At 54.4% G+C, this 20,935-nt stretch carries 20 protein-coding genes; 15 read left to right on the top strand and 5 right to left on the bottom strand.

The window, feature by feature from the left end:
* Positions 1-47: 47 nt before the first annotated feature.
* Entirely contained in the window at positions 48-2,096 is a 2,049-nt protein-coding gene (locus tag JFV26_RS28405) for a PAS domain-containing sensor histidine kinase (RefSeq protein WP_201189183.1), read from the bottom strand.
* 417 nt (positions 2,097-2,513) lie between these two features.
* Here JFV26_RS28405 and JFV26_RS28400 point away from each other — a divergent pair, with 417 nt between their 5' ends.
* Both JFV26_RS28400 and JFV26_RS34270 read left to right on the top strand, forming a co-directional pair.
* Positions 2,514-3,128 (top strand): isochorismatase family cysteine hydrolase, encoded by a 615-nt coding sequence (locus JFV26_RS28400; RefSeq protein WP_201196983.1) that lies wholly within the window; start codon positions 2,514-2,516, stop codon positions 3,126-3,128.
* Positions 3,129-3,308: 180 nt separating this feature from the next.
* Positions 3,309-3,431: a hypothetical protein gene (locus JFV26_RS34270; protein ID WP_274610385.1), complete on the top strand. Its 123-nt coding sequence runs from the start codon at positions 3,309-3,311 to the stop codon at positions 3,429-3,431.
* Positions 3,432-3,439: 8 nt separating this feature from the next.
* On the opposite strand, the gene JFV26_RS28395 is transcribed toward JFV26_RS34270, so the two are convergent.
* The 4 genes from JFV26_RS28395 to JFV26_RS28380 all read right to left on the bottom strand — a co-directional run bounded on the left by JFV26_RS28395 (position 3,440) and on the right by JFV26_RS28380 (position 6,940).
* Entirely contained in the window at positions 3,440-3,637 is a 198-nt protein-coding gene (locus JFV26_RS28395; protein ID WP_201196980.1) for a hypothetical protein, read from the bottom strand.
* Positions 3,638-3,842: 205 nt separating this feature from the next.
* Positions 3,843-4,052, bottom strand: coding sequence for a hypothetical protein (locus tag JFV26_RS28390; protein WP_201196978.1), 210 nt, complete (start codon positions 4,050-4,052; stop codon positions 3,843-3,845).
* Between the two features lie 533 nt (positions 4,053-4,585).
* Positions 4,586-5,203 carry a hypothetical protein gene (locus JFV26_RS35060; RefSeq protein WP_207204065.1) on the bottom strand — a complete coding sequence of 206 codons (618 nt, stop codon included), beginning with the start codon at positions 5,201-5,203 and terminating at the stop codon, positions 4,586-4,588.
* A 1,236-nt stretch (positions 5,204-6,439) separates the two neighbouring features.
* Positions 6,440-6,940: a hypothetical protein gene (locus tag JFV26_RS28380; protein ID WP_201196973.1), complete on the bottom strand. Its 501-nt coding sequence runs from the start codon at positions 6,938-6,940 to the stop codon at positions 6,440-6,442.
* Between the two features lie 363 nt (positions 6,941-7,303).
* Here JFV26_RS28380 and gmtY point away from each other — a divergent pair, with 363 nt between their 5' ends.
* The 13 genes from gmtY to JFV26_RS28315 all read left to right on the top strand — a co-directional run bounded on the left by gmtY (position 7,304) and on the right by JFV26_RS28315 (position 20,820).
* Positions 7,304-8,755, top strand: a complete 1,452-nt coding sequence (gene gmtY, locus JFV26_RS28375; protein WP_201196971.1) for a gamma-mobile-trio recombinase GmtY — start codon at positions 7,304-7,306, stop codon at positions 8,753-8,755.
* A complete protein-coding gene (gene gmtZ, locus JFV26_RS28370) occupies positions 8,752-11,343 on the top strand; it encodes a gamma-mobile-trio integrase GmtZ (RefSeq protein ID WP_201196970.1) in 2,592 nt (863 codons plus the stop codon). The genes gmtY and gmtZ overlap by 4 nt, the downstream gene beginning before the upstream one ends.
* A complete protein-coding gene (gmtX, locus tag JFV26_RS28365) occupies positions 11,318-11,812 on the top strand; it encodes a gamma-mobile-trio protein GmtX (RefSeq protein ID WP_342215489.1) in 495 nt (164 codons plus the stop codon). Before gmtZ ends, gmtX (JFV26_RS28365) begins: the two co-directional genes overlap by 26 nt.
* 73 nt (positions 11,813-11,885) lie before the next feature.
* A complete protein-coding gene (gene tnpA, locus JFV26_RS28360) occupies positions 11,886-12,218 on the top strand; it encodes an IS66-like element accessory protein TnpA (RefSeq protein WP_207203826.1) in 333 nt (110 codons plus the stop codon).
* A complete protein-coding gene (tnpB, locus tag JFV26_RS28355; protein WP_201189253.1) occupies positions 12,215-12,550 on the top strand; it encodes an IS66 family insertion sequence element accessory protein TnpB in 336 nt (111 codons plus the stop codon). Before tnpA ends, tnpB begins: the two co-directional genes overlap by 4 nt.
* An 81-nt stretch (positions 12,551-12,631) precedes the next feature.
* Positions 12,632-14,179 (top strand): IS66 family transposase, encoded by a 1,548-nt coding sequence (gene tnpC, locus JFV26_RS28350; protein WP_201189251.1) that lies wholly within the window; start codon positions 12,632-12,634, stop codon positions 14,177-14,179.
* Between the two features lie 899 nt (positions 14,180-15,078).
* Entirely contained in the window at positions 15,079-15,408 is a 330-nt protein-coding gene (gmtX, locus tag JFV26_RS28345; protein ID WP_342215492.1) for a gamma-mobile-trio protein GmtX, read from the top strand.
* A 367-nt stretch (positions 15,409-15,775) separates the two neighbouring features.
* Positions 15,776-16,180, top strand: a complete 405-nt coding sequence (locus JFV26_RS28340; protein WP_201196968.1) for an iron-sulfur cluster-binding domain-containing protein — start codon at positions 15,776-15,778, stop codon at positions 16,178-16,180.
* 386 nt (positions 16,181-16,566) lie between these two features.
* Positions 16,567-17,862, top strand: a complete 1,296-nt coding sequence (locus JFV26_RS28335) for an NCS2 family permease (protein WP_201196966.1) — start codon at positions 16,567-16,569, stop codon at positions 17,860-17,862.
* 1,002 nt (positions 17,863-18,864) lie between these two features.
* Positions 18,865-19,479 carry a MotA/TolQ/ExbB proton channel family protein gene (locus tag JFV26_RS28330; RefSeq protein ID WP_201196964.1) on the top strand — a complete coding sequence of 205 codons (615 nt, stop codon included), beginning with the start codon at positions 18,865-18,867 and terminating at the stop codon, positions 19,477-19,479.
* Between the two features lie 30 nt (positions 19,480-19,509).
* Positions 19,510-19,917, top strand: coding sequence for an ExbD/TolR family protein (locus JFV26_RS28325; RefSeq protein ID WP_201196961.1), 408 nt, complete (start codon positions 19,510-19,512; stop codon positions 19,915-19,917).
* Entirely contained in the window at positions 19,917-20,600 is a 684-nt protein-coding gene (locus tag JFV26_RS28320) for an energy transducer TonB (RefSeq protein WP_201196959.1), read from the top strand. Before JFV26_RS28325 ends, JFV26_RS28320 begins: the two co-directional genes overlap by 1 nt.
* Positions 20,601-20,652: 52 nt before the next feature.
* The gene (locus JFV26_RS28315; RefSeq protein WP_242487927.1) at positions 20,653-20,820 is read left to right on the top strand and encodes a hypothetical protein; all 168 of its coding nucleotides are present in this window, start codon (positions 20,653-20,655) and stop codon (positions 20,818-20,820) included.
* Positions 20,821-20,935 lie beyond the last annotated feature (115 nt).

Genomic DNA, 20,935 nt, shown 5'->3' with positions numbered 1-20,935 from the left:
CGTCGATGCGAATGGGTCGGGTAAACGTTCGTATAAAACACGGGGTGTCAACCTGCCACGGGCAGCGTAACGGTGAACCGGGCGCCGCGGGTCTGCGTGTTGTTGCTGGCCTGGATGCTGCCGCCGTGGCTTTGGATAACCGTGCGGCAGATGGGCAGCCCCATCCCCATGCCGGTCTTCTTCGTGGTGAAAAAACTGTCGAACAGACGATCAAGATCAGCCTTGGCGATCCCCGGCCCGTTGTCCTCGACCACCAGCTCTACAGTGGTGGCATCCAGACTGGCGGTGGTAATGCAAATGCGCCGGTCTACGACTTGTGCCTGCTCCATAGCCTGCATGGCATTGATTGAAAGATTGACGATGACCTGCTGCAGCAAGGTGCGGTCGACACAGATACGTGGCAGATGCTGCGCCAGGATCAACGACAGTTCGACGTTCTGCGCTTGCAGTTCGTGCCGGAGAAACTGCACCGCTTCCTTGACCACATTATTCAGCGGCAAGGACAGTCGTTCCGAGGTGCCGTGACAAGCCATGCCGCGTATGCGGGAGATGATGTCGGCAGCGCGGCGCGCATCGGCCACCATCCGTACGGTCAGGTCGCGCACCTCACCGACATCCGGTTCCGGGCGGTTGAGCCAGCGTAAACCGGCTTCACCGTTGGTGGTAATCGCCGCCAGCGGTTGGTTGACTTCATGGGCTATCGAGGCAGTCAACTCGCCGAGCATCGTAATACGCGCCGCGTGAATTAGATTCGATTGCATGCCTTCCAATGCCACCCGCGAAGCGACCAGTTCCGAGATATCGATATTGCCAACCAGCACCATACCCTTGGCTCGCATCTGTGGTGGTGCAGTGACGAAGAACAGCACGTCGATTTCACGACCATCCAGGGCACGTGTCTTGGTCTCCTCCAGATAACCAGGTTCGCCACGATAGGCCGCTTCCATGCTGCGTCGGAACGCCTCGTAGTGCCCTTGGACCCAAAATCGGGTAATCGGGCCAAGCATCTGGCTTCGCTCCGTGGCGCCATACATCGTCAGCGTGCGTTCATTCACGTCGATGGCCACACAGACGTCCATAGCCTGCCGAATAAACTCGGGGTGCTCGTCTATATGAGCGGACAGATCGCTGACGCCCTGAGTGCGCAACTCAGCGAACATCCGGTTGAGGCCGCTGGAGTCGAGCTGCCAGAACGACACGGCCATGACCTCGAACAGATTACGGTAGCGAAACTCGCTCTGCTCCATGGCGGCAAACGCTTGATTGCGTGCAGAAAGGTCGATCACACCGACCATGAGGATGCCCTTCTGCATGTTTTCCGGCGGGAAGGAAGCGGTAAACAACACGTCGAACTCGCGGCCGTCGATGTTCCGCAGCTTGGTCTCCATCACGTAGTTGAGCTTGCGCGAGACCGCCGCGACGATACTTTGCGCAAAAACCTGAGTGCTTGACTCGGGCCAGAACGGCTCGACTGAGCCGAGCAACTCATCCTTGTTTCCACGCCCGAAGAGCGTCACGGTCTGCTCGTTCACATCGAGCACATGGGTGGCGAGCATCATCTCGCGCACCAATTCGGGATGCGAGATGAAATGCTGCCCCAAATCCTGCACCCCGCTGGCGAACAAGCCCCGAACCATGACCCCGACCAGGGTGAAGTCCAGCTCCCAGAAGGATGCGGCCATGGCCTGGAACAAGTTGCGATAGCGGTGCTCGCTTTCCGTGAGAACCCTCTCGGTGGCTTTGCGAGCGGTGATGTCGCGCCCGGTCTCGACGATGCCGATGGGGATGCCTTGGCAGTTCCGACGAATCGACCAGCGTGCCTCAATGATGACCTGGGTACCGCTTGCAGTGGTGCGCTTTAACTCTCCGTCCCAGCGCCCGGTTTCGCGTACGCGGGCTTCAAGACAGACTATCGAGTCGGGATGTTCGGAGGTGAGCAATTCATGGGCGACGCGTCCAATGATGTCTGTGCTGCTCCACCCGTATAACTCTTGCGAGGCCTTGTTCCAATAGAGAATGCGGCCATCAAGGTCGCGCAGAAAAATGCTTTCATGGATCAAATCGAGAACGTCCGACCCCAGGTCGGACTCGATCATCATGCTGTCGCTCATGCCATACAACCTTTGTCTGGGGCCGGGATGCGATCACTGAATGCCGATTAGCAAGTTCATACGAAGATATGAGCCGAGTGTCCACCCGTCTGATAGCCGCCACACGCGAACTATCGCACTATCTTTCTACGGACGGGCTTGCCTGATCTCGAGCCACGGACTACACGCCGACGGCATTCAAGTGCGGTAGGAAGGATATAGCGTATTTCGAAAGCCAGATGCAGAACAATCTCGACAGATTTTACTGACTGGGGCATGCAACGAGTATTCCAGAGACGCAGGTTTTGGTCGTATCCGACCTTCGGTCTGCAGTGACCAATCGTTGGCCTTCATCTGGAACCTCAAGAACAGTTCCTTGCATCGCCGTTGTACCACCATCATTCCTGATAAATGGAGAGTGCTATGACCTACTCACGTGAGAGCAGCGGCCTTCTGCTCGTCGATCCATACAACGACTTTCTCAGCGAAGGCGGCAAGCTCAATGGTTTGGCCAAACCAGTCGCCGACGCCGTCGGCACCCTCGACAACCTGCGCAAGGTAGTCGCGGCGGCGCGCAAGGCCGGCCTCCAGGTGTTCTACGTACCGCACCATCGCTCTCGGCCCAACGACATCAAGAGCTGGAAGCATCCGAGCCCTTACCATCTGCGCTCCAGTCATGCGCAGGTGTTTGCAGTGGACAGCTGGGGGGGGGAATGGCATCCGGATTTCCGGCCTCAGGAGCATGATGTGATTGTCCAGGAGCATTGGGGCAGTAGCGGTTTTGCCAATACCGATCTGGACTTTCAACTCAAGCAGCACGGCGTGGAAAAAGTCATCGTGGTGGGGATGCTGGCCAACACCTGCATCGAAAGCACCGGCAAGTTCGCTGCCGAACTGGGCTATCACGTGACCCTGGTTCGAGACGCCACTGCCGCGTTCTCCAGCGAGGCTATGCATGCCGCCCATGAAATCAACGGCCCCACCTTTGCCCACGAAATTGTCACTACGGCGCAGCTTCTGGACGTGTTGAGCCAATAGGGTACGTATGCACCCGGTGCGAGATTCGCTCGATCAGCCCCGTTCCCTGCTCACATACGTTTCACCAAATGTTCACACTGCGGCGTATTTACAAGCGACACGACGACCGGTTCTCACTCGATTAGGTCAAACTAAGGCTGCCAAGGAGTGGCGGCTTTTGCTTGTCTCAGGCCGAAAGGAATGGTGAGCAACGCCAGCCAGACTTTTTTTCTGAAAGGTGGTGCTGAAGTCCAGGTCCAGCTCGGACTGCTGTTGGCTGTCGGCGAAGAGTTTATTGGGCTGCTGCGCGACCCGGCTCAATGACTGGGCAGTCAGGGGTAGCGAGCAGGGGGGGCAGGGCCGACATACTCTGGTTTGTCGTTTTTCCAGAGCGAAGCCGCCAGGTGAGGTCCGTTGGTCACCAGTGTCAGTTCGCCGACTGGGAAGGGCCGGGTCTTGCAGGTGTAGCTCATGCAGAACGCTCCGTTTTCAGAAAACGGCGAGCCTTTGGTGGAGCGGGCCAGCGTCATGGCCCCACCATCAAGGCGTACTCCAACAGGGCAGTTTGAATCAGCGTCATCCAGAGTGCCCTGGTAAGTCGTCAGTAACTGTTTCAGGCCTTCGACGTAGTTGCGTGAAGCGTCGAGGGTTACCGATGACGATATTTCAACGGGTGATACTTTCGACGCCGAAAAGGCCCTTGCGTAGAAGGCTTCCTGTCAACTCTGTTCGGATTTATTCAGGCGTCATCAACACCGCGAGCGTCAGCTTGATGAGATCTTCATTCTTGTCGATGGTGTCAAGGGCGCCGCGGACGTTTTCGGCGGCGTCGGCTGAGCCGCGCGCCTCGACCCAGTTCGACAGCTCCAGGATGGCAGCCTCAAGGGCGAGTTGGTTTTCGTTGATCTTGTACAACAGGGAAGGGAGAAGGTCTGAATTTGGCATCGCGAATCCTTGGTTAAGAGGTCCGCGTAGCAGAGGGGAAAACTTGATTGAGGGAGTGTGATTCAGCTCAGCAGGACGCCGGGATGCAGGGACTTTTTCGTCGAAAGCCTGGAGGGACTTTTGCGGGGATTCGTAAAACACCGTTAGTCACGGTGCGGCATCGATTGCAGTGGGCGCCGTTCCAAAGGACTGTACCGTATAGCTTTTTAGCGCCCCTGCAAGCATGGGGTGCTAGGGGTCGAGTGTTCGAATCACTCCGTCCGGACCATATAATTCAAAGGGTTGCGAGATTTTATCTCGCGACCCTTTTTTATTTTTGGCCATTTTTACTCCCTCAATGTGAGTTCGCGCCGCTTTTGGCCCCTTTTCGCGCTGCCTTTGGCACCAATCCTGTCTGATATTTCTCTTCATTTCTCAACTTTTTCGCATGTCAGATAGCCTTGCCAAACGCCCTGTTTACGGGCGATTAGGGCGTTTTTCCTCACCCGCTGCGCGGCGCTAAACCCTGGAAGCTCAGTTCCGATTTTTCGTTCTTAAAGGTCACCATCCCAAATCAGCGAAACAGGCTGTACGTCACGCGGACCGTGCCTTTGAAGGCAGACGGAAGCAGCGAAAGCACCTTTAGGCCGAACTTCCGATTGTGCGCTAGGGAAGCGTTTCAAGAGCAGCTCGGTACGTCGCGCGCCGAATCCAAGCGACGGAAGGGAGAGGGTGGTCCGATATCGCTTCAAGTAGTCTTCAATGTATTCGTCACGTACGCCAACTTTCGCGGACTTATTACCTTTACCCACGACGTTGAACCACCAATTCTCACCGTCGAATTCGAACGAACCCATTGTAGGTTTCCAATTGTCCCGACCGACGAGATCAGAAATTCGGAGATAGAGAGAGAAGAGGGTGGCCACAATAAATAACGTTCGCTCGTGCCTAGGATCCTCTGCGGCCATGACTTCTGCGGTTTCAATAACATAATTCCACTGGAGCGGAGTCAGCGCCTTTCCGGAACTCATCACCGTGTTGCGCTGTTTATAGTTGGATTTTTGTTTGACTGACCGAATTGGATTGGCTTCTGAGGTAAGACCTTCGTCGATGGTGTACTGAAAAAAACTGCCACAAACGGCAAACACCTGGCCCATCGACCCAGCAGACATTTTATACGCTGTGTCTTCTACATCTTTACTGTTCTCCGCAGCTACCTAGCGAATCTGCTTATCGATCTTGACGTTAAAAGGCCGCCATTTGTCGTTGATAACGTAGGTGTCAGTTTCAGCGGCCTTACGACCCCCAACCCGGGAAAATCTCGATTTAACGATAGGACCGATCCACTCAGGGCCAGGTTGTAAGCAAAATTCCAGGAAACTCTCACAATCGTGGCGTCTGAGCTCGAGAAGTGGCTTCTTAGCTATCAGGAGAGACCAAAGCAGAAGAAGCTCAACATGGGTACGGTATGAATTGAACGTGGCTTCGTTGTTTGAATAGGACTTTAGGAATCCGCGAACCGCCAAGTAACCATCTTGAGCCTTTAGCTCTGACGGAAAGGAGAAAAGGTACTGAGTGACAACAGGCTGCTCATCAGACACACGACTGAAATTCAGGTCTCTAAAACGATTGTAGGTGTCAAACAAAGGAATCGGAGACGCAGGCATGTGATAACCAGGGTAGAGAGTGAAACGGCTTGATGTGATGTTAAGCAACGCCCTAGCAATCTGCAACAACCGGGTCTGCGCGTTATCGGATATTACAAAGGTGCCGAACCTATCGATTACTGGTGTTTATCGACAGGAAAGCTTTACGACGGATGGAGCATGTCACGCACTGGCTTCAGCACGATCAGACCGTTCACTACCTCGACTATCAATACGTTACCAATATCTAGGCCTAATTTAGCAAGCGTCTCGGGTTGTAGGATTACGAACGCATCACCAGTTCCATCACCAGCGTCATGACACTGTACTATCCAGGGGGCGCTATCACTCATGATTGTCTAATTCACCACAACGAAAATTCGCACGAGTAGAAGTGTTACGTATGCTCACGAGCTTTTGCGTTGCTGAGGCGTTGGTAGGCAATGAAGATCGGGCATTCAAATTGAGTGTAATGCCTGCAGACACTCAATTTCCCTTCGGGAAATTATACCTCGATCCCCAACAATGCAACACGCCAAGTATCGGCAGGTTAGATTCTGATGAATAAAGAATTTCCATGCAAAATCATACTGATTAAGGAGTTTTCTTCGGCAATTATACTGAATATAGCATATGATTTAACATAATATACATTATGCGAAGCGCACTGTACGAGGCTGGGGGGCTCTGGTGGTCAGATTTGAAGCCTGGCACTGCCTCCTGCCGGCGTTTTCGCGGACGCGAAAATCAAAGCCCTGACAATCAACTGCTGATTGGCTGACGAGTCATTTCCTCCAGCACCTGGTCCAGGTGCGGCGCCAGTTCAAACACATCGCTATCAATCCCTTGAGCGGATCTGGCCTCGTACGTGTAGCGAGTTTCGACGAAAAGTCTTGAGCACGTCCGGATCCGTTCCTCGAGCGGGAAACCAGGTGAAAGACGATCCGAGATTTGATGCAGTTGCTCAGACAGCTCTGTAGGAATTTTATTATAGAGAGCCCACAGATCGTGCTTGTCGCTTGGCAGGCCGCTCACCAATTTCAGATAACCTTCGGGATCTTCTTGATCTCCAGGGTGATTAGGATCGCGCTCGACAAGAAATGACTTGAGGTACAGCTCAGACGCTAATCCAGCATTCAATGCCGCTGGCCAGAACAGACCGAAGTCGCCGTTTTGGGCATGTCGCTCGATAAGCTGTGCAGATTTTAAGTATTCTCGCGCTTCTTCAACAACGCGAAGACTTGGCAAATTTTCACGAATCATAGCTTCCTTGCTCCAGATATTTGAAGGGGAAATGGCTACAGGCCACGGAAAACGTGGCTTGTTACCGATTACACGTGCTGTCAGAGAGTAGCTGATTTACCTACCCTGAAAGATAACGTACATGCTTGAAAGATAACTAACACGGATGAACGAACCCTTGTTCATCTAATGAACTACCCTCCTCCTTGCTGATAATCAATAAGAATAACTAAACTAAATGACTGTTATTGGTATCACCTAAAACTATACTAAGTGCATTAGATTAGAGGTAAAACCTAGCTCTATCCCCCCTAGAAATCAAAGTGTTGACACCTATACGTGTACTATCTGTACCATCCGCACCTTTTTGGGTAGGTGCATTGGATGGCGGTGGTTCAGGTAGTAGCGAAGGTGGTGGTTGACGATACGGGAATCCAGAGCGAGATCCCTGTCTTGATAACTGAGCATGGAGTGGTGTCCTCGCTGGTTGACTACCTCCTGGATAACCACCACCTGAGTCCTAGCTGGCAGCGTTCGGTCACCCAGGCCACAAAGCTGCTGCTGGAGTACATGGAGGCCAACCAGCACCACTTCTCTGATCCCCGCGCCCTCTTCCAGGCTTTTGCCTCACGCCTCTATACCGGAACGGTTGGAGATGATGGCCTAGATCCATCTGGTCTAGGGTGGGTTCCAGCCAGTCGCAACTCATCCAACCGTCACGTTTCAGTTCTCAAGGGCTTCACAGACTATCTGGCTGATCTGTACGACGCTCCGGCCATGAACCCCTTGATGACCGCCAGTACCTATGATCAGAGACTTAACTTCGCTGCCTGGCATCGCCGTAACAGCAATGATTTCCTCGGGCACATCAGAAGCAAGGCGCTCTCGGAGAACGTGGATCAGGCGCGGAATATTCGAGGCCGGCGCACGCTCAGCAACGCTGATGATGATGCCGTGGCATTCCCTGAGAAGCTGTTCCAAGCGATGTACATGGATGGCTTCGGTGGAGCTTCTGATCCTAGGTGTGCAGTACGAGATCAATTGATATTGATCATGATGCATGGCGCGGGTTTGCGAGAGAGCGACGCACAGCACCTATGGGTAGTGGATGTCGAAGATCACCCACTGATCGAGGGTGGCGCCATGGTTCGTGTCTATCACCCAGAGGAAGGCAAGGCACCAGACAACTGGAGGGGGCGCAAAGGCACGACAACACGTGCGGCTTACTTAAGGGAGAAGTACGCCCTAACGCCTCGAAATCTTCGCCAGGGCACCAAACGTGTTGGGTGGAAAACCAGGATGGTTGACCACGTCGACAATTACATCCAGCTGCACTGGTTTCCTCCACGCTTCAGCGTGCTCTTCATGATGCTTTGGAAGGTGCATCTTCGCTACCTGACCACAGTAGAGCGGCACCACCCATACGCCTTCGTCTCCTACGAAGACTCCGCCGCAGGCCAGCCTTACACCCTTCAAGCGCTCAACGGCAACTACAAGCGGGCCCTGGCGCGAATTGGGGAAACGGTTTCAAAGCCCGAGGGCCGATCTACCCATGGCCATCGACACGCTTTTGGTCGGCGGATGACCAAGGCTGGGGTTCCCCCGCAGATCATCCGCAAAGCGATGCATCACCGCTCCCTGGATTCGCAGAAGAGATATACCGCACCAGGTGTTGCGGACGTTTCTTCTGCGCTTACAGCCGCTGAAGAGAGGCTCGATGAGTTGACCGACAGCGGCAAGATCATTTCGCCATTCAACGATTGGGACGAAGCATTGCCAGAGATCCTGGCAGCTTTCGAATCGCCACAAGCAAAGTACAGAGTTAAGAAATTTTGACTAAGACAACACGACGCGGCTCGCGTGACGGTCGCTCTTCGGACACGAACTTCAACTGGATTGTTCAAGAGCGAGGCGAAGCCTGGGAGCGCTGGCGTCAGCTCTTTTCCGGCTGGATAGCCACGCAGACCGGCTCCATTGGCGTGAAAATCAACGCGATGAATTGGTTCATGGCTCATTACCTACCCACGGTGCCGGGCGGGGCCAGTCCAGACGTGTTTTTCCAGATCGCAGAGAAAGGTTTGCTGCCGGAGCTGAGGCCAATCCTGGAGGCATCCATGACCGCCGCGACTGCCGTTAAAAACCAGAATTGGATCGTGGATCTGCTCGGCTGGATCATCACTCACAGCTACAGCGAGCCAAATGACCATGGTGTCCCTATGGCCGTGGTCAAGAATCCGTTTGTCAAAGGGAAGGAAAAGACGGTAATCACCGAGACCGTGTACAACCCCTTGCCCTACGCATACATTCGGGAGCTTCGCGAAATTCTGTGCCCGCAGCCCAGGGGAACATTCCGCGACTGGGAATGGGCTCAATCCCAGTCCGGCCAATTGCGCTCGGATTTCGGAGACTGGTTTCCGGTTGAGCAGTCAGTCATCGACGAAGATGACCCAGACTGCGTATGGCGCTACAAAAATGATCGTTACGAAATCTGGTCTCCCGTTAGGTCAATGGCGCTGCACATAAAGCTTCATTTGCCGCTTCGCACTTATCAGGTACGTTTTCTGGACTCTGGTGAGGCAGATACGTGGCGGTACGAGGGTGGCGACTGGATTCTGAACAAGCGCCATGGGTTCTCTCTAGGCCGTGAGGCGAACCCATGGAAACGAGGGGTCTTCTGCCGTATCCACGACCGGGATATCGGTGAAATCATGACCGGCCTCTACGTCAGTACGAACAAAACGGCAGACCAGAACAAGGAGTCTCGTGAGCGTGGCTACACGATCCCATGGCAGAACGAAGATGTCCTGTACTGGCTGGAACGCCTGAGGGACTGGCAAGAGAAATACAACCCTATTAACGGCCCTACGCCCTGCACCGAGCTGGTAGAGAAGCACTTTGGTAGTGTCAAAACTGTCGAGCAGAAGAAAGACATGGGCTCGATCTGTTTCCTCTTCCGCGACCCCACAGCGGCTCCAGGTGAGCGCGACAAGCCCATTGCAGGCAATACACTGCCCAACCTATGGTATCGATTGCTCTCCACGCTAGAGGATCGGGCTGCCGCGCGTGGTCAAACCCTGTCAGACGGCTCTAGGTTGCGCTTTGTGCAGCCTGTCGACCCCGAATTAAATGTACTACCGGTCAAAACGCATTTCCCGCTTCATAGCCTCCGTGTTTCGCTTTTGACGTGCTATGCCATGGAGGGGCGTGTCCCGATTCAAGTGCTATCTAAGCTGATTGCTGGGCACTCCAGGATCATTATGACGCTGCACTACACCAAGCCAACCCCGGCGATGGTGTCCCAGGTAATGGACTTGGCCAGCGGACGCATCAGTGCTGCGCAGGATGAAAGCCTGAAGATCTTCCTCCGGGACGCTGATATGCGTCAGATCCACTCTAAAACGGCATTCATTGATGCTGGCGCAATCGACATTGCGTTGGCGAATCGCAACGCCATTGGCTGGGAGCAGCGCCACATAGGCTTATGCCTTGTGGGCGGAAACAGCGCTCGATCTGACGAAATGAGCAACATAGGCGGATGCTGGAACGGAGGGGAGATTGTCGGTCGGAGCAGTAAAGGCCAAATCTATGGGCCAGTCCCACACGGCCTAGAAAACTGTCCCCGCTGCCGCTGGTTCATCACGGATGCACGCTATCTGCCAGCGCTTGTGGCCCACCTCAACATGCTGAGTTATTTAGCCTCTCAGGTCTCATCACTTGCCGTTGAGATCGAACAAGATCGCGATGAGCTGCTCAACGAAATGTACTTTGCTGAGCAAGAAAAACGCCCCTTCCTCCTGCATGCGGAGCTGCAACAGGCTGAAAGGCGCTACGAAAAGCAGATCAAGGAGGCTGATGAGTACGCGAAAGACTTGGTCTCCTGCTTCCAGATCATCAGCAAGATTGTCGCAATCGAAGAGGGCCGGGACACAGATGATTCGGGCACGAAGCTGGTAGCTGTGGGTTCCTTGGAGGACATCCATCAGCCCATCTCATTCATCGAAACCCGTAGCGAGCTGTGGCAGATATCTCAGCTGTGCGAGAACGCTGAAATTTACGCTGATTTGACCGATGAGCTGAGGGCCACACCTGCCATCGAAAAGCGCTCCCGCGCTTTAAACCATCTCCTCATGCAGGGCGGCTACGCACCTATTTTGATGGGAATGGATGATCGCCTCCAGCTCATCGCTGGGAATGCAATGATGAGGTCTATGGCTTTGACGCTGTCTCCTAAAAACCAAATGGAGGGATTCCGCGAGGTTTCCAGCCTGCTTGAGGCCGGAGAAGGCCTAAAGCTTCTTCCAGCCGCCATGGAGCCGCTAGAGCGCGTTACGAAGCAGCCGGTAGCGAAGCTTTCTGACCTGATCACAACCACCTCAAAACAAGTACGGGAGGCCATCCGTGATCGATCCGCAGCTGATCTTTGAAGAACTCGTGTCTCAGGCTACCAAGCAACAAGCCAAGTCCCTGACCGTGCTGCATGGCGTCCTGGAGGCTCATCAGAAAACGGGGAGTCGCAATTTCTCTATTGCCACGATTGCCAAGCTCTCTGTTGAGGCTGGAGGGCCATCTGCCTCAACGATACGCAACACCGGGGGATTTCGCTTTCGGCAGTTAATTGAGGCTTGGGCTGCCAGTGTGGGGACAGATAGGAAACTGCCTGCGAAGTCCAAGGAACAGGGTGTACCAAGCGACAATGAGCTAGTTCGACGTATCGACGATCCAGCGCTGCGTGCAGTTTTTACGCAGATCTTGGCCGAGCGTCGCCGCTACCTGGCCGAACTCAACCTGTTGAAATCTCAAAAGGACATTGTTGTCGACCGACGCCCCAATGTGGTCGAAATATCTCAAGAGAGCGAGTCAGTTCGTATGCGTCCGGCCAACACACCTTCCTGACCCCGACGCCAAAGGCGATGGTGTCCACCTGATTTAAGTGGACACCATTTCTAGCCTTTTAAGCGGGTCTTTCATGCAGCCACAACGCCGTTCCTACTCCAAATCCTTCAAGGCCCAGGTCATTCAAGAGTGCTCCCAGCCCGGGGCCTCGATTGCCAGCGTTGCGCTGAGCCACAGCCTCAACGCGAACCTCGTCCATAAATGGATTCGAGTGCAAACGCAGAAAGCCATGGCGCTGCAACCTGCTTTCATTCCGCTGCCCTTGCAGTTAGCCGGAGCAAATTCGCAAGCCGCGTCATCGACTATCTGCCTCGAAATCCCACACCCGCGCGGCACCGTGAAAGTGAACTGGCCGACCGAAAGCGCCGCTGCCTGCGCCACCTTTCTGCGAGACCTGTTGCGATGATCCGCATCGACTCCATCTGGCTCGCCACCGAGCCGATGGACATGCGCGCCGGCACCGAAACCGCGCTGGCGCGGGTGGTTGCAGTGTTCGGTGCGGCGCAGCCGCACTGTGCTTATCTGTTTGCCAATCGCCGCGCCACGCGCATCAAGGTGCTGGTGCACGACGGGTTGGGTATCTGGCTGGTAGCGCGCCGCCTGCATCAAGGCAAGTTCTTCTGGCCGGGTTCTCGACACGGCTCTCAGATAGAATTGGGTGCCGAACAGCTACATGCCCTGGTGCTGGGTTTGCCTTGGCAAAGAGTCGGGCCTGGCAGCGCGATTTCCATCGTATAACACCTGCCATGGCCACCCAGGCCGTGCAATTGTCCGATGAGCCTATCGTCGGTTTTAGCCTGCTCTGGCAAAATCGGCGGCATGACTTCACTGCCCAATCTCGACCAACTAAACCCTGAACAACTGCGTGCTCTGGCGGCGCAGTTGATGCAGCGTGTCGAGAGTCTCGATCAGAAAATCGAGACAATGGGTAAGAAGATCCACCGCGACCAAACGGTTATCGAAAAGCTGACCCACGAGATTGCGCAACTCAAGCGCTTCAAGTTTGCCAAGCGCAGCGAGCAACTGAGCCCGGATCAAGCCAGCCTGCTCGATGACCTGATCGACACCGACATTGCGGCCATCGAGGCTGAACTTGAAGCGCTGAAACTTGCTCCCGCTTCGACCGAGGTTCGGCAAAAACCTAAACGCACCGCCTTGCCGCCGCAGTTTCCGCGCACTCTGATCCACCACGAACCCGACAACAGCCATTGCCAGTGCGGCTGCGCTCTCAAGCGTATCGGCGAGGATGTCAGCGAGAAACTCGACTACACGCCGGGCGTGTTCACCGTTGAGCGGCACATCCGTGGCAAGTGGGTCTGCGATCAGTGCGAAACCCTGATCCAGGCACCGGTTCCGGCGCAGGTCATCGACAAAGGCATCCCGACCGCGGGGCTGCTGGCCCACGTCATGATCGCGAAGTTCGCCGACCATCTACCGCTCTATCGCCAGGAATCGATTTTTGGTCGAGCCGGTTTGGCTATCGCGCGTTCGACCCTGGCGCAATGGGTCGGCAACTGTGGCGTGCAGTTACAGCCGCTGGTCGATGCCCTGCGTAATACTGTCCTCGAACATGGCGTAATCCACGCCGATGAAACGCCGGTGCAGATGCTCACGCCGGGTGCGAAGAAAACCCATCGAGCCTATGTCTGGGCCTACGCCACCAGCCAGTTCTCGGAATTGGCGGCGGTGGTTTACGACTTCAGCCCTAGCCGCGCCGGAGAACACGCCCGCAACTTCCTGCAAGACTGGAAGGGCAAGCTGGTCTGCGATGATTTTGGCGGCTACAAGGCCAGCTTTGAACTCGGCGTGACCGAGATCGGCTGCATGGCTCATGCGCGGCGCAAGTTCTTCGAGCTGCACGCCACCAACAAGAGCCAGCTTGCCGAGCAGGCCTTGAGGTACATCCAGCGGCTGTACGAAATAGAGCATGAAGTCCGCGACCTGGAACCGGATTTACGCCGCCGAATACGGCAAGAAAAAGCCGTACCGGTGATGGACGCTTTGCATGCCTGGATGATCGCCCAGCGCCAGCTCGTGCACGACGGCTCGGCTATTAGCAAGGCTCTGGATTACAGCCTCAAACGTTGGACGGCGCTGTCGCGCTATCTCGATGACGGTGCCGTACCCATTGACAATAATTGGGCCGAGAACCAGATTCGGCCATGGGCGTTAGGTCGCAAAAATTGGCTGTTCGCTGGGTCACTGCGCAGTGGCAAACGTGCAGCCGCGATCATGAGCTTGATCCAATCGGCACGGCTCAACGGACATGATCCGTATGCTTATTTGAAGGACGTCCTCACGCGCCTGCCGACGCAGCGGGCGAGTGCGATTGCCGAACTGCTGCCGCATAGATGGCAACCGGTTTAGTTGCGCAAGACGGTATGCCCGGCCGCACTTTCATCCGAAACCTCCTGCACTTTATTCAGCGCATCGAGCATCTGTTCTGCACCCGCCTGGCCAATCAATGGAATCAATATGCGGATAGCTGCCCCGTTTCGATTTCCATCAGCCAGGCCAACGAGTCTGTGCCACCACCTTTGCTTCTGAGCGCAAGGTAGAGATTTCCCGGCGCTCCTGGTGACCTTGACGGGGTAGCGAAGCCCTTCGCTAACAACGGGGAAGAGGTCGATAGCCTTTTGCAAACTTGAGGCGGCATCCTCCGCCCGTTGTCGAAGGTTCGCCGTATGTAGTGGTCAATCAGGTGCAGCAACGTGTCGCCTCTCGTGATGATCGACACACGAAACTGTTCCGCAAAATTCTCGGACAACTCAGCTATTTTCGGAGGGAACCGAGCAGGCTTCCCTCCGTCAACATCCTTCTTGGCAGTTTGGGTGCTTTGGGTGCGCGCTCTGCCCCGACCGGCACCATCACCGATCCATATAAACCCAGGAACGCCCCGCACCACACTCACCCAACCCTTATAAGCACCCACTGAGCACTCAGCGAGCCCTAATCCGCACCTAAAAAACACCGTCTATTTCTCGACGACTTTCAACTGAAAGCACCGTAGACGCACCTACGCCACACCATCTCAACCCGGACGCCACCCCTAACGCCCCGACACAACCCAGATCAGCACTCATATCGCACCGAGGGCGATATTGTCGTGGCGCACATGGACCCAATTCAGGTTCATTCACGCCTGCACTGGTCAAACCAGCATGGGGCTCCGGTTGCCTGGTCACGCAAGGGGGGCCAAGCCAAAGCTAAAACATGGCCAATTGAATTCCGGCAAACCGATGGAGGGTGGCTGAAAACACTCTCGAATCAGTGCCAAATTTGGGGGACAGAAATCAGTTAAAACACCGTCTAATGTAATTATACGAACTGACCCATGTGTTACCTCTGTTTTCCTGCTCTCCCAGGGTGCAAGACGGGATGCCCGGACGCATACGTCAGTTCAGCTGCTGCCTTCACTGAAAGGGGTTCTCAGTGACATGGAGATTACAGCCCTAAGAGCTGCGGTTTCGGACGATTTCTTCGACAAGCAAGGCTGGATGGTCACCAGGGCAGGTCAGGTGAAAGGGGATTCAGGTGAGATCTACAAGCATGGTTACGTGCCTGCAATTAGGAAAATTCTGAAGGAAATCGAATGATCTGACGGGCTGTGGAGGGATGGCTTGTAGTACAGCATCTTAGTGCATACACTAACCATCCCTCGCGGCTTTAGCCCCCAGCGCTACTGGCCCACGGTCATCTTAGTACAATAGGTGATCTTATCTGTACACATTTAGTTTAGTTATATTTCAGGGCTTTCCTGAACCCTTCGATGACCAGCCAAGGGAGCTACTTTTTCAACAGAATCGGCCAATTGCGGACTATCGATGGCTGGCGGCTCATCCTTTTCAAAGATTGCGACAGCCTGGTTCACTCCTCAGAATGTATGTTCTGTCGCACGCTCAATAGCACCATGTGCTCCCCCATATCAGCCAATGCCAGCAACGCCGCCTTGGATAACTGACGATGGGGTTACCGCGCTTCGAAGCTGGCGCTCACATTGATCTTTTCCTGCCGGGCGACATCACCCGGCAATACTCCATCGCCAGCCCGGCTTCTGAGCATGGGTACTATGAGTTGTGTGTGAAAAACGAACCCGCGTCCAAGGGCGGCTCCCGATTCATTCACAACACATTGGCCTTGAGCGATGAACTGGACATCTCGGCACCACGTAACCTCTTCGCCCTCAAGCCCGCCGAACATTACGTTCTGGTTGCCGCCGGCATTTGCGGGGCATGCCTGACTGGGGTGGTACAAGGCATACCTTGTCACCTGGATAGCGTGCTGAGTGAATCTGAGAAGGTGACGAACAACCAGATAACACTCTGTTGCTCAAGACGCGTATCCAAACGGCTTGTACTGGACCTTTAGAACGTGCGCACGGAGACAGCCACGAGCGCTCGTTTTGCAATGTTCGCGCTCTAGCGGTATGCCCTAACAGCCTGCTTGTCACCTAAAAACTGATCTTGGAGTCAGATTTTGCCCCGAGATTGATCATTCCGCTCAATGATGGTGCAAAAAAATGACCAGCCGGTCATGTTTTATCATAAAAATCTAGTTAAATGATGCAGTTACATAAGTTGGCACAGACTGTGCTTAATTGGACACCCACTAAGGAAAGGCTTGCTGCTCGCCACCTCCCTTGCGCCGGAGATTCACGTCACTGAAGCGCAGGGAGAAGACCCCTGCGAGCGACTGCGGGCTTTTTGAAACTTGTCCTTTAGATCAAAGGCGCCAATGGCCCCACCGGGAGTAACATGCTGGACTCACTGTTCAAACTCAAGGCGCACGGGACCAACGTACGCACTGAAATCCTCGCTGGAATAACTACCTTTCTGGCAATGGCCTACATCCTGTTTGTCAACCCGAGCATTCTTGGCGAAACCGGTATGGACAAGGGAGCCCTGTTTGTCGCCACTTGCTTGGCGGCTGCAATAGGTTCCGCCGTAATGGGTCTGATCGCCAACTACCCGATTGCACTAGCGCCGGGCATGGGTCTGAATGCCTTCTTCACTTATACCGTAGTTCTGCATCTGGGCCACACTTGGCAAGTGGCGCTGGGCGCAGTGTTCATTTCCGCCGTATGCTTTTTCCTGCTTTCTATCTTTCGTATCCGCGAATGGATCATTAGCAGCATTCCTCTGCCGCTACGCTCTGCGATTGCCGCTGGCATAGGCCTGTTCCTGGCATTGATCGCGTTGCGCAACGCTGGCATCGTGGTCGATAATCCGGCCACTCTCGTCGGCTTAGGCGATCTGGCGCAACCTGCACCGGTACTGGCGATACTGGGCTTTTTCCTGATCGTTGCCCTTGAGGCCCTCGCCGTGCGCGGCGCAGTGCTGATCGGCATTCTGGTGGTGACCATCGTTTCCATCGTCATGGGCTTCACCCAGTTCGGCGGCGTGATATCGATGCCACCCTCTCTGGCACCGACCTTCCTGCAACTGGACATCAAGGGCGCCCTAGATGTCAGTCTGATAAGCGTGATCTTCGCCTTCTTGTTCGTCGACCTGTTCGACAACTCCGGCACGCTGATCGCCGTAGCCAAGCGCGCGGGCCTAATGGACAAGACGGGTCATATGCCGAAGATGGGGCGCGCACTGATCGCCGACAGTACCGCTGCCCTGACAGGTTCGCTACTCGGCACCTCGACTACCACCAGCTACATCGAGTCAGCGGCAGGCGTCACGGCAGGCGGCCGGACTGGATTGACCGCTATCGTCGTTGCCATCCTGTTCCTCCTGGCGCTGTTCTTCGCCCCGCTGGCTGGCAGCGTGCCCGCATTTGCAACCGCACCGGCTTTGCTATTCGTTGCGGTGCTAATGCTCTCGGGGCTGGCTGAGGTCGATTGGGATGATATAACCCTGGCTGCACCGGTGACGGTCACTACCCTGGCAATGCCGCTGACCTACTCGATCGCCAACGGTATCGCTTTTGGATTTATCACCTGGACCGCGATCAAACTGCTCACCGGAAAATGGCAAGAGCTCAATGCGCCACTGGTCGTCCTGTCATTGGTGTTTGTCGTCAAACTGGGCTGGTTCGGGGCTTGAATTCAGAAGCTGTTCTTACGTAGTGATTCAAACGCCCTATTTGATTACATCATGAGAAGTTTACGTGTTTTGCTCCTAAATGATTAATCCAGGCTAGGAGTTGATTTTTTAACTCAAGCACCAACCAAATTTCCACTACCACCCGCTGATGATTCGCCTAAAGGATGAACCCCTTACATATTTAGAAGCTGGTCAAAATCTGCACTGAATCGGATAAAACCTTTCCCTATATCGGCTTCGCAGTTTTCCGGCTCATCGCCCAAGTGACCGGATTATTAGTAAAGCTAGCTATTGGCAGCTCGCTTTGCTTTGTGTCGGCACAGGTAACTGCTGTCGACTTTTTTATCAGGTATTTACTGTTATCTAAACAGTAAAGAAACTTCCTCCACAGACAAGGATGTCTTTCCGGCAAGGTAATCCCTCGCCGGTTTTTTATTCATTGGAAGCGGGTAGATCTGCAAGTCTGATCCTGCACCAAAAAAGTGACACTAATTGCGCGATGCATATGCCGCACACTTATAAAAATCTCACGTTTATTTCAGAACTGCCTTATACCCTGCCGGACACCTTGGCGGCAAATCAGCCCGAACGGGTCTAGACCAACTCATTGAACCGGCCTCGATAGTTTTGGTACTAGCGTACGATATGTGTCCAAATTCTACAATCAAGTAACAGGTACAAAATAGTGCAACGGGATTCATATTGGGGCAGATACAAAGCCCCTACTCGCGCGTTTTGAGAACTATTCTCGAATCATGAAGGAAGGCAGCGGCGAAAAAAAAGAGAAAGCCAGCAAGAATTACGGCTCGGAACACCCTGTTTAGAGCATTTTTGAAGATTTTTACACTGCTGAAAGGTTTAAGCTGAACTATTGGTCAGGTTTTTGCAAAGACCCTTCCACTCGTTCGCATTGCCCCACGCAGGCGTCTCGAGCACGTTTTTCGACGCAGGTCCCTGTACCCACTACCGAGCCCAACGCTCAACGTTAATGAAGGATTTCACATGTTAGAAGATGTTATTCAGTACTCCAAAGACTCTTGGGGGCTCATCCCGCTGATGGTCGTGGTATTCATCATCGGTATCGCCGTTATCATTGAACGCTATTTTTTCTTCAGTACGAGTATCAAACGAGGACGAAACCTTGACCTGGATCTGAAACGCGTCGCCCAAGACAACCTGGCCGACATGAAGAAAGTTGCAGACCACTACAGCGAAAGTGCGCAAGGCAAATTGGTATTGGCGGCAGTGGAGTCTCACGGCAAGTCCGAAGAGGCTCTGGAGCGCGATATCGATGAAACCATCATGATTCAGATCCCGAGACTAGATCGCAATCTATGGGTACTTGATACCTGTGTAACGCTAGGTCCATTACTCGGTCTTCTCGGTACCATCATCCACATGATCCAGGTATTTAGTGTACTGGCGGCCAATACCTCTCAGAAGGTCAGTTCGGTGACCGGGCCTATTGCCCACGCCTTGGTCGCGACTGCTGTGGGTCTATGTATCGCCATTACTTGCGTGATCTTTCTCAACCACTTCAACAAGCGTATCCGCCTGGTTGTCAATCAGATGGAACTGATCAAGTCCATGCTGGTCGGGCGCCTGGCCAAGGGTTAATTAGTACCTACGCCACTCGGAGAAATAATCATGGCTAGCAAGAGATCAAACTATCTCGGACATGAAGAAAAAGCTCGCATCGAAATCATTCCAATGATCGATGTAATGATGTTCCTGCTGGTGTTTTTTGTGCTCATCATGATCGAGATGATCCAGGGAACAGGTATCACCCTGGAGCTGCCTCAATCTTCTTCGCAGGAAACAATCGAGTCGGTAACGCTCAATATTGGCGTTTCGAACAGCGGCGGCTTGTTTGTCGATGGACAGCCCATCAGCGACGAACAACTGACGACCCGACTTAACGACATGAAGAACTCCGGCAAGTTGGACGTCGTGATTGCCGGTGATCGCGGCACCCAGTATGAAAGCATCGTGCACACCATGGATTTGGTTCGCGCTGCCGGTATCAGTGCTATTGGCCTGGCGACGCAAAACTGATGAACGACCTGACCCCCAACGTACGGCGAGGGGCCTTGTGGGCCTCTGACGACCATCATGTCGACCATCACTTGTCGATGCCGGCTGCTGTAGGTATGGCTGTGCTGGCGGTTGCACTGGGTATCACGTTGCTGACCCTCATCGAGGCCAAGCAGCCGGTAGCTGAGGAGCCACCGAAGGTTACTAAGGTGACCATGGTTCAAGTACCTCCTCCACCGCCACCTGCACCACCACCACCACCACCTCCGCCTGCGCCGGTGAAAAAACCGGAGCCCGCGAAGAAGGTCACGCCGGAGAAGCCAAGACCGAAACCGGAGCCCAGGCCACAGCAGCCTGTGCCGACGCCACCACCAACGCCGACACCGCCACCACCGGTTCCGCCGCCGCCAGCACCACCGCCTCCACCGTCGACCAGCACCGACGCGGTAGCGACGGATCAGCAGGCACCGGTTTATCCGCGTGATGCAAAACAAGCCAAAATCGAGGGTTATGTGGTGCTGGAACTTACGATCCGGCCGGACGGCACCGTCGCCAGCGCGAAGGTTCTCGAATCGAAGCCGCGCAAGCTGTTCGATGAGGCGGCCATAAGTGCGGTGAAACGCTGGAAGTTCCAACCTCGCATGGTCAATGGTGCTGCAGTTGAGCAGCACGCTAAACAGACGGTCAGGTTTGACCTGAAATAAGCCAGAAAAGGGCGCGCGCGCAACGCACGCCCATGGCCAGGGAGTCAAAACGATGACGACACGTAAAACCAGTGCCGCACTCGCTGCTGCACTGTGCTGCCTATCCGGGTTTGTCGGGATGGTTCCATCGCTGGAAGCGGCCTATCGAGTGGGAAGCACAGTGGTCAATGAGCTGACTGGGAACTGGGCGCTTTATTCGAAAACCTTGCCGGGGCACTGAGTCACTGCATTAAACAACTGTCCTGCTTATTGTTCGTACAGCAACTATCAACCCAGTGCATTACCGGCACTGGCGTTTAAAAATCAATGCCTGTGAGCTGATCTTCAACTAACAG

The organism is Pseudomonas sp. TH31, from assembly GCF_016650815.1.
Classification (GTDB): domain Bacteria; phylum Pseudomonadota; class Gammaproteobacteria; order Pseudomonadales; family Pseudomonadaceae; genus Aquipseudomonas.
Note: the sequence above shows the minus strand (reverse complement) of the source record. Positions and strands in the feature narration are given on the sequence as shown.

What these genes read in the sequence shown, in the direction of transcription:
- JFV26_RS28320 (WP_201196959.1), top strand. Translation starts at nt 19,917, where the DNA reads ATGAACGACCTGACCCCCAACGTACGGCGAGGGGCCTTGTGGGCCTCT.
- tnpB (WP_201189253.1), top strand. Translation starts at nt 12,215, where the DNA reads ATGATCCGCATCGACTCCATCTGGCTCGCCACCGAGCCGATGGACATG.
- JFV26_RS28390 (WP_201196978.1), bottom strand. Translation starts at nt 4,052, where the DNA reads ATGCCAAATTCAGACCTTCTCCCTTCCCTGTTGTACAAGATCAACGAA.
- JFV26_RS28395 (WP_201196980.1), bottom strand. Translation starts at nt 3,637, where the DNA reads ATGACGCTGGCCCGCTCCACCAAAGGCTCGCCGTTTTCTGAAAACGGA.
- JFV26_RS28325 (WP_201196961.1), top strand. Translation starts at nt 19,510, where the DNA reads ATGGCTAGCAAGAGATCAAACTATCTCGGACATGAAGAAAAAGCTCGC.
- JFV26_RS28340 (WP_201196968.1), top strand. Translation starts at nt 15,776, where the DNA reads ATGGGGTTACCGCGCTTCGAAGCTGGCGCTCACATTGATCTTTTCCTG.
- gmtY (WP_201196971.1), top strand. Translation starts at nt 7,304, where the DNA reads ATGGCGGTGGTTCAGGTAGTAGCGAAGGTGGTGGTTGACGATACGGGA.
- JFV26_RS28380 (WP_201196973.1), bottom strand. Translation starts at nt 6,940, where the DNA reads ATGATTCGTGAAAATTTGCCAAGTCTTCGCGTTGTTGAAGAAGCGCGA.
- JFV26_RS28400 (WP_201196983.1), top strand. Translation starts at nt 2,514, where the DNA reads ATGACCTACTCACGTGAGAGCAGCGGCCTTCTGCTCGTCGATCCATAC.
- tnpC (WP_201189251.1), top strand. Translation starts at nt 12,632, where the DNA reads ATGACTTCACTGCCCAATCTCGACCAACTAAACCCTGAACAACTGCGT.
- JFV26_RS34270 (WP_274610385.1), top strand. Translation starts at nt 3,309, where the DNA reads ATGGTGAGCAACGCCAGCCAGACTTTTTTTCTGAAAGGTGGTGCTGAA.
- JFV26_RS28330 (WP_201196964.1), top strand. Translation starts at nt 18,865, where the DNA reads ATGTTAGAAGATGTTATTCAGTACTCCAAAGACTCTTGGGGGCTCATC.
- JFV26_RS28315 (WP_242487927.1), top strand. Translation starts at nt 20,653, where the DNA reads ATGACGACACGTAAAACCAGTGCCGCACTCGCTGCTGCACTGTGCTGC.
- JFV26_RS28405 (WP_201189183.1), bottom strand. Translation starts at nt 2,096, where the DNA reads ATGATCGAGTCCGACCTGGGGTCGGACGTTCTCGATTTGATCCATGAA.
- JFV26_RS28335 (WP_201196966.1), top strand. Translation starts at nt 16,567, where the DNA reads ATGCTGGACTCACTGTTCAAACTCAAGGCGCACGGGACCAACGTACGC.
- tnpA (WP_207203826.1), top strand. Translation starts at nt 11,886, where the DNA reads ATGCAGCCACAACGCCGTTCCTACTCCAAATCCTTCAAGGCCCAGGTC.
- JFV26_RS35060 (WP_207204065.1), bottom strand. Translation starts at nt 5,203, where the DNA reads ATGTCTGCTGGGTCGATGGGCCAGGTGTTTGCCGTTTGTGGCAGTTTT.